The 7,623-nt window shown below is 67.4% G+C and carries 3 protein-coding genes; all 3 read left to right on the forward strand.

From position 1 onward, the window contains the following. Positions 1-390 precede the first annotated feature (390 nt). The 3 genes from mobF to AB0M95_RS40355 all read left to right on the forward strand — a co-directional run bounded on the left by mobF (position 391) and on the right by AB0M95_RS40355 (position 7,576). A complete protein-coding gene (gene mobF, locus AB0M95_RS40345; protein ID WP_363776883.1) occupies positions 391-5,412 on the forward strand; it encodes a MobF family relaxase in 5,022 nt (1,673 codons plus the stop codon). Between the two features lie 285 nt (positions 5,413-5,697). Continuing rightward, complete coding sequence (locus AB0M95_RS40350) at positions 5,698-7,221, forward strand: DUF3375 family protein (protein ID WP_363776886.1); 1,524 nt, start codon at positions 5,698-5,700, stop codon at positions 7,219-7,221. Then, positions 7,214-7,576, forward strand: a complete 363-nt coding sequence (locus tag AB0M95_RS40355) for a hypothetical protein (RefSeq protein ID WP_363776889.1) — start codon at positions 7,214-7,216, stop codon at positions 7,574-7,576. The genes AB0M95_RS40350 and AB0M95_RS40355 overlap by 8 nt, the downstream gene beginning before the upstream one ends. Positions 7,577-7,623 lie beyond the last annotated feature (47 nt).

Below are 7,623 nucleotides of genomic sequence, written 5' to 3' on the forward strand. Positions count from 1 at the left end.
CCACCTCACGTGGTGCGAACGCGCACGCCAGCCCCAATACGCCTTCTCGCGTACGCTCCCGCCCTGCGCGCGCCCCTCCGTAGGCTCGCTCTCGCTTCCGCACCGCTCGCCCACCGTTCGCGAAGCTCTGCTCCCCTCAGCCCGAAAGCCAACAAGACACCTCTTGCACCTCCAGCAAGATCGCTCGCTCGACTGCGCGAGCTGGGGTCGCAGTGACGCCCGGGACCGCTCGGTGGGACGGTTGCGAGTGGCCCGCCGACCCGGTGCTCGCAAGCGCCCGACGCGCACCTCCAAGGCCGGTCGAACCGCATCCACAGGTTTTTCCGCAGGCCGCCTCAGTCGTCGGCGGAGCATTTCGCAGTGCCCCGGAATACCGAGGTGGTCGCATTGATGACTATCCACAAGCTCACGGCCGGCGACGGCTACACGTACCTGACCAGGCAGGTCGCGGGCGGCGACGTCCAGTGGGAACAGGGCCAGGCCGCGGCCGAGTACTACACCGCCAAGGGCAACCCGCCGGGCAGATGGATGGGGCGCGGCGTCGGCCTACTTGGGCTGGAAGGTGAGCAGGTCACAGAGGACCAGATGAAGGCCCTGTACGGGGCCGGGATGCACCCTCGCGCGGATGCCATCGTGAACCAGTACCTCGCCGAGAACATCAAGGCGGGGATGACCGAACGGCAGCTTGAGGCGCTCCAGGCAAAGGCGATCCGGGCGGCGACACTGGGCCTGAGGTTCCCGGTCTACACGCCGCTGGAGCACTTCAAGACCCGTGTCGACAGGCGCCTGGAGGTCATCGAGCGGGAGACCGGGCGGCCTGCTACCGCTACCGATGTGAAGCGGGTCCAGGCCGAGGAATCTCGCCGGGCGCGGGCGGCCGTGGCGGGCTTCGACGTGGTCTTCGCTCCGGTGAAGTCGGCTGCTTTGCTGTGGGCGCTGGACCCTCGTCCGGAGGTACGACAGGCGGTCCGCCAAGCCCATGAGGCCGCGCGCGACGCCGCGCTGGACATGCTGGAGCAGCATGCCGCGTTCACCCGTACCGGTAAGGGCGGCGTCGCGCAGATCGAGACGGGCGGCCTGATCGCCGCCGTCTTCGATCACTACGACAGCCGGGCTGGCGACCCGAACCTGCACACCCATGTCGCGATTTCTAGCAAGATCCAGGGTGTCGACGGCAAGTGGCGCAGCCTGGACGCGCGTGCGCTCTACCGGGTCACCGTCGCGGCCAGCGAGTTCTACAACACCGCGTTCGAGACCGAGTTGCGGCGGCGGATCCCGGTCACCTTCACCGAGCGATCCGATACCCGTGAGGACCGGGAACCGATCCGGGAGATCACGGGGATCCCGCTGGAGTTCATCGAGTTCTTCTCATCCCGGCGCACCGATATCGAAGCGCGGTACGAGCAACTGTTGCGCCGGTTCCGCCGCGAGCACGGCTACGACCCGAACAGGCAGGTCGCCCACCAGCTCGCCCGGCAGGCCAACCTCGAAACCCGCGACGCCAAGAAGACCGCGCGCTCGCTGGAGGAGATGCGGACCGACTGGACGCAGTCCTTCACCGAGAAGTTCGGTGTGGACGCGATCCGCCGCCTCATGAGCGCCGTCCCTGACAGCCTCCCCCTGGGGGGCAACCCCTCTGCCGAAGTCGACGTCACGGCCATGGCGAGGCAGGTCGTAGAGAATGTCTCGGAGATGCGCTCCACGTGGACGGTGTGGAATCTGCGCGCCGAAGCCGAACGGCTGGCCCGCTGCGAGCTGGTCTTCGGCTCCCCCGATCAGCACTATTCGATGGTCGCCCGCATCGTTGAGGAGTGCCTGTCGCCGGCGGTGTCGGTGACCGTTGATGGGCCCGGTCTGCTGTCCGAGCCGGAACTGTTGCAGCGGTCCGACGGGGCGTCGGTGTTCGTCGAACATGCCTCCGCGCGGTTCACCAGCCGCCTCATCCTGGATGCCGAAGACCGTCTGGTCGCCGCGGCGAGGACCCGGACCGCGGTCGGGCTGGCCGGCGGTCAGGTCGCCGCGGCGCTGGAGGGATTCGACGCCCGTGGCATCAAGCTGGACGCCGGGCAGCGCCGGCTCGTGACCACGTTCGCGACCGACGACCGGCTGATCGTCGCGGGGCTCGGCGCTGCCGGAGCCGGAAAGACCACCGCCATGCGGGCGTACGCCCACGTCGCCGGACAGGCCGGGCAGCGGATCGTTGCCTTGGCCACCTCCTCGGCAGCCGCCGACGTCCTGGGCAAGGAGCTGGGTGTCAGGGCCGAGAACCTGCACAAATTCGTCCACGAGTACACCACAGGACGCTACGCCGCCCAGCTCCGTTCCGGGCAGCACGTGCCCGAGTGGGCGCGCATGTTCGCCCTCAACTCCGGCGATGTGGTGCTGCTGGACGAGGCAGGGATGGCCGGTACCCTCCTGCTGGACCGGCTCGTGCAGATCGCCGCTCAACGTGGCGCGGTCGTGCGGCTGCTCGGTGACTACCGGCAACTCGGCGCGGTCGAGTCCGGCGGCGCGCTGCGCCTGATCGCCACCGAGGTCGGCGCGGTCGAGCTGAACGTCCTCTACCGGTTCGACAACCCCGCTGAGGCCGAAGCCACCCTGAAGATCCGGGTCGGAGACTCCGCCGGCCTGGACTTCTACGCCGGTGAGAACCGGATCCGGTCGGGCTCCAAGCAGGCCATGATCGAGGAGTCCTACGCGAACTGGAAGGCGGATATGCTCGCCGGGCGTACCGCGCTGATGGCCGCCGCGACCGGAGTGAACGTCACCGCGCTCGCCGCCCAGGCCCGCCTGGACCGCGTCGAAGCCGGTCAGGTGGAAGCCGGAGGTGTCCAGCTTCATGACGGGAACCTCGCCGGCGCCGGGGACTGGATCGTCACCCGCCACAACGAACGGAAGCTGCGCGTCCACAGCGGCAAGGACTGGGTGAAGAACGGCGACGCCTGGTCTGTTGTCTCTCGTCACGACGACGGCTCGCTGACCGCCCGGCACCTGGAGCACCGCGGAACCGTACGCCTGCCCGCCGACTACGTCGCCTCCGACGTCGAGCTGCTCTACGCCACGACGACCAACCGGGCGCAGGGCTCCACCGTCGACACCGCCCACCCATTGATCACCGCGGAGATGACCAGGGAGAATCTGTACGTCATCCTCTCCCGAGCCCGCCAGCGAACCGTTCTGCACGTCGTCACGCACGAACTGCTCGCCTATGACCCCGACGACCGCCTCGACCGGGTCCGCCACGACGCCCGCCAGTACGCCGCCCGCGAGGTCCTGCAGAACATCCTCGGCCGAGAAGGCAACGAGCTCTCCGCGACCGAAAGCATCCGCCAGGCCGCCGAAGACGCCCGATCCCTCGCCGTGCTCGTCCCTCGCCACCAGTACGCCGCCACGCTGCTGGCCACCCAGCACTACACCCGGCTCGCGTCCGAAATCCTGGCCCGGCCGCTCGCCCACGCCCTCACCAGCTGCGACGGCTGGCCCTCGGCCGTCACCGCCCTCACCCACGCCGAAACCCTCAACTGGCCGGCCCGGCACCTGCTCGCCTCCACCGCCCGAGACGCAAGCCTGCTGACCGCGCAGACGCCGGGACGCCTGCTGGCATGGCGCATCAACGCCTATGTCCAGGACCGTCCCGCGCTCGGCCCGCTCGCCCAGCCGACCCTCAGCGACACCATCCGATACGCCGGCCTGCTGCACCCGCTCGCCGGAGGAAGCGTCCTGGACCCCGCCGACGCGACCCGCGCCCCCGCCATCCTGACCAGGCAGCCCTCAACCAGCCACAGCGCCCATGTCTCCTCCGAAGCACTGGCAGGCTATGCCGAGACGACCGCGCACGCCCTCGGCGTGCCCGTCTCACAGGTCGTCAACCACCGCTCCTGGCCTCATCTCGCCGCCGGCCTGGCCGCCGCCGAGCGTAGCGGCCGTGACATCCCTGGCCTGGTCGGTTCCCTCATCCAGACCATCACCACGACGGCCGGCACCGGTCCCGAGCACCGAATCGATGATCTCGCACCGCTCTCGCGAACCGTACGGCGCCTTCTGGACGCGGACCCCGCCGCCGGCCCGATAACCGTCCCGGCCCAGCTCAAACCCGCCGTCACGACGGCCGAAGCCCTTGGCGTTCAGACCGCGGACCGGCTACGCGCCGAACCCACCTGGCCCGCTCTGGGCGCCGCCCTGCGCCGCGCGGAACGCGACGGGCACGACCTCGTACAGATGATCCGGCGCGTCGCCCAGTCCCGCGAGTTCTCCTCAGCGCAGTCCGCCAGCCAGCTTCTTGCCTGGCGGCTCGGCCGCTATCTCAGCGCCCAATCCGCTCCCGGCCAAACGGGGGAACAGCTCCCGGAGCGAACCGACTGGCGACTGCTCGCCTGGACACTCAAGGGACTCGAAGAGAACGGAGCCGACCTCACCAAGGCCCTCGACCTGAGCCAGGCGGCGACGCTGCCAGACGTTCTTCACCAGGCCGAGAACGCCGCCACCCAGATCTCCCCTGTCGAAGCCCGACAGGAGACCTCGCCCCTGCCCTGGCTCATCCCCGGCGACCGTCACCGCGATCCCGACCACCAGCTCATCCGCTACATGAGACAGGCCGAGGACCTGATCTCGGCGCGCATTCGACACCTTGCCGACATCACGACCAGCACCCGGCCGGCGTGGTCCGCGGCACTGGGATTCGCCCCAGACGAGCCGCACCAGCGCACCGAATGGACCCGCCATGTCGGGATCATCGCCGCCTACCGCGACCAGCAGAAGGTCGTCTCCGACGACCCCCGTCAGATCCTCGGCCCCTACCCTGAACCCGGCCGGCCCGAGCACACCGGGTACTGGCACGCCGTCAATTCGATCGTCGCCGCCCGTACCATCGCCGGACTCGAACCCGAACCGGCACACCCTGAGCTCGATCCCGCTCGCCTCCAGATCGCCGTCGATGTGTATCTCGCGCTGCCTGACGACGACCGCGCCGCTGTCCACACCGCCGTGGTCCAGCGACTCGGAGAGCTCTGGTTCGGCAACCGGCACAGCATCGACGACCTCGCCATAACCCAGCCCGTCAACTCCCGCGGACTGCACCAGGTCCTCCTCGAGCGCGGCCATCTCACCGAATCCCTGTTGGACGGCGTCAAGCGCGAAGCGACCGACAGCCGCCCCCAAGGCGGCCATACAGCCGAGCAGCAGCCGGTAGAAGCCCAGCTAGCCGCCCACCGCAAAGCGCAACGAGACGCCGAACGAGCCGCCCGTATGGAGCGAGTCCGCCTGTCGAAACTGCGGACACAAGCCCGCCGCAAACAGCAACAACAACGTCTCCAGTCACGCCGTCAGCAAGCCCAGGGCACCCAGGCTTCTGGTCAGCTTCAACCGCCGGCCCAGCAGCAGAACCCGCGCCAGGAACGCCAACACGGCCACTGACAGCAAACGAGCCATACTGAAGAGACATCGCTTTCTAGCAGCTCTGTACTGAAGTGTCCCCAACTCGGGGCCATTTAGTACCCAGCGTTTGTACGGTCTCTACAGTCCCGAATTCCCCTAGAGCATCCGCCGCTCCCAGCATTCCAAGGTCTCAACGGTGGACTAACTCGATCTTGATTGATCTCTTGGAGGCCAGTCAGATGAGCTATTTGGCAGAGGAATGTCGGTGCCTGGCCGCACAATCGACTACGGGATCGCCCTTAGGACTGGCAACCGGAGGCGGCTGTGCAGGTTGACGTCATCTACACGGAGTTCGGACAGAACTCAACCGCTGATGTGGCCATGTCCCTACTGCGTTCGCACGATGCGCTTCTGTATCTGACGTTGATGTCGGCGCGGCTGGGTGACGGCCAGGTCGTTGACGGATTGACGTTGACGGCGATGCTGGAGGAAGACCTGGATCTGCTTCGCCACGTCCGCCATCAGGAAAGCGACCAGCTCCCCGCCGCTGCCGCGCTGTTGACGAAGTGGACCAAGAAGGGATGGGTGCACCGCAGCGTCGACCCCGACACGCGGATGGAGCGGTACCAGTTGACCTCGGGCGCGAGCCAGGCGGTGCAGCAGATGCGGAATCTGCAGCGGCAGGGGTCGGTGGCGACCGAGTCGGCGCTGGCGATGGTGATGGCGGGACTGCGGCAGATCGCCACGCAGGCCAATCCCGACCCGAAAGTCCACCGCAAGGCGATCGACGAACAGATGGCCGCACTGGTGGCGCAACGGGAGGCTCTGGACCGTGGTGAGCTCCCCGAGGTAAGCGCCACCGAGTTGGTCGACAAGGTGACCGCTCTGGCGCAGTTGATCGAGCGGATCCCCACCGACCTGGCGCGCTATGGGGAACAGATGCACGCCAACACTGCCACGCTGCTACGGCAGAGCCTGACGGATAACCCGGCCGAGTTCGCCGAGTCGCTGATCCGGATGTTCGATGGTCATGATGTGATCGCCTCCTCCCCCGAGGGACAGGCGTTCCGGGCATTCGCTGAGTTGGTAGGGATTCCCGCCCAGCGCACGCATATGGAAGCCGACATCCACGAGATCATCACCAGGGTGAAGGGCCTGCCGCCCCATCTGGCCGACACGCTTAGCGGCTTCATTGAAACCATGTGGCAGCGTGTCCAGGAGGTCGAGGACATGCGTCGGGTGGCGTTCCGACGGATGAGTAACTTCGTGCGTGGTGGAGACGCTTTGCACTACCGCAGCATGCGGACCCGCATCACTGAGGCGCAGGCGGCCGCAGCGGAAGCTTTTAAGCGTACTCATCCTGGGCGCGATATCGGCTTCGTTGTCCCGATGAGCGGGCTCGCCACGGCATCGGTCGGACGACTACGGCTGGACGAGGGGGTGGCCACTCTCCCCGAACCGGTCGATTCTGGCGACGAGTTCGAGATCGATCCTGCGGCACTGGCTGGCCGGGAGGCAATCAATTGGCCCATGCTCCGCGCCGCGGTACATGCGGCGATCGACGCGCACGGCGGGTTTGCAACACTCCCGGAGGTACTGGAGCAACTGACTGAGCCACGAACCGGGGACGTCATCGGCATATGGTCCCTGGCGACCGATCACGGAGCTGTCGACGACAGCACATACGTCACCGTCCAGGTCACCACCAACTGCGGTCAACGTGACCTGCACGTCCCTTACCTGGTATTCGCCGACCAACTCCCTGACCCGCTCCTCCCCACGCCCCCACGCACCGCTCTCACCGGCCGCCGCACGCTCACATTCGTGAAAGGGTCTGGCGATGACTGAGATCCGTGATCCGAACTTCGCGGACATCTTCGGCGATCACCCTGACCTCGCGGTCGAACAGGCACCCATCGCCGCGTTCGACATGGAAGGGGTGTTCGATGACGCCCCCAACGACGCGGGAGGAACGGTCGTCGATTCGGGAGCCCGACCGCCGCGATTTCCAGGCGACACCAGCGAGCTGCCCGCCGAGGTGTGCTGGGCGTTGCAGGAATTGGTGGCAGCGCCACACATCACCGAGAAGTCCAAGAAGCACTGGCCGGTCGTCCTGCAGTACGAGAACATGCTGCGCAGCCGGTTGGCAGAACTCGGTGAGGTGCCCCAGAGATTCCGGACATACCGCCCGATAGGGTGGTAACAGTCCGAAGGAGATGGGAACGTGCCGAAAGGTTCCAGGCGCAGGTT

Source organism: Sphaerisporangium sp. NPDC051017 (assembly GCF_040683095.1).
GTDB lineage: Bacteria > Actinomycetota > Actinomycetes > Streptosporangiales > Streptosporangiaceae > Sphaerisporangium.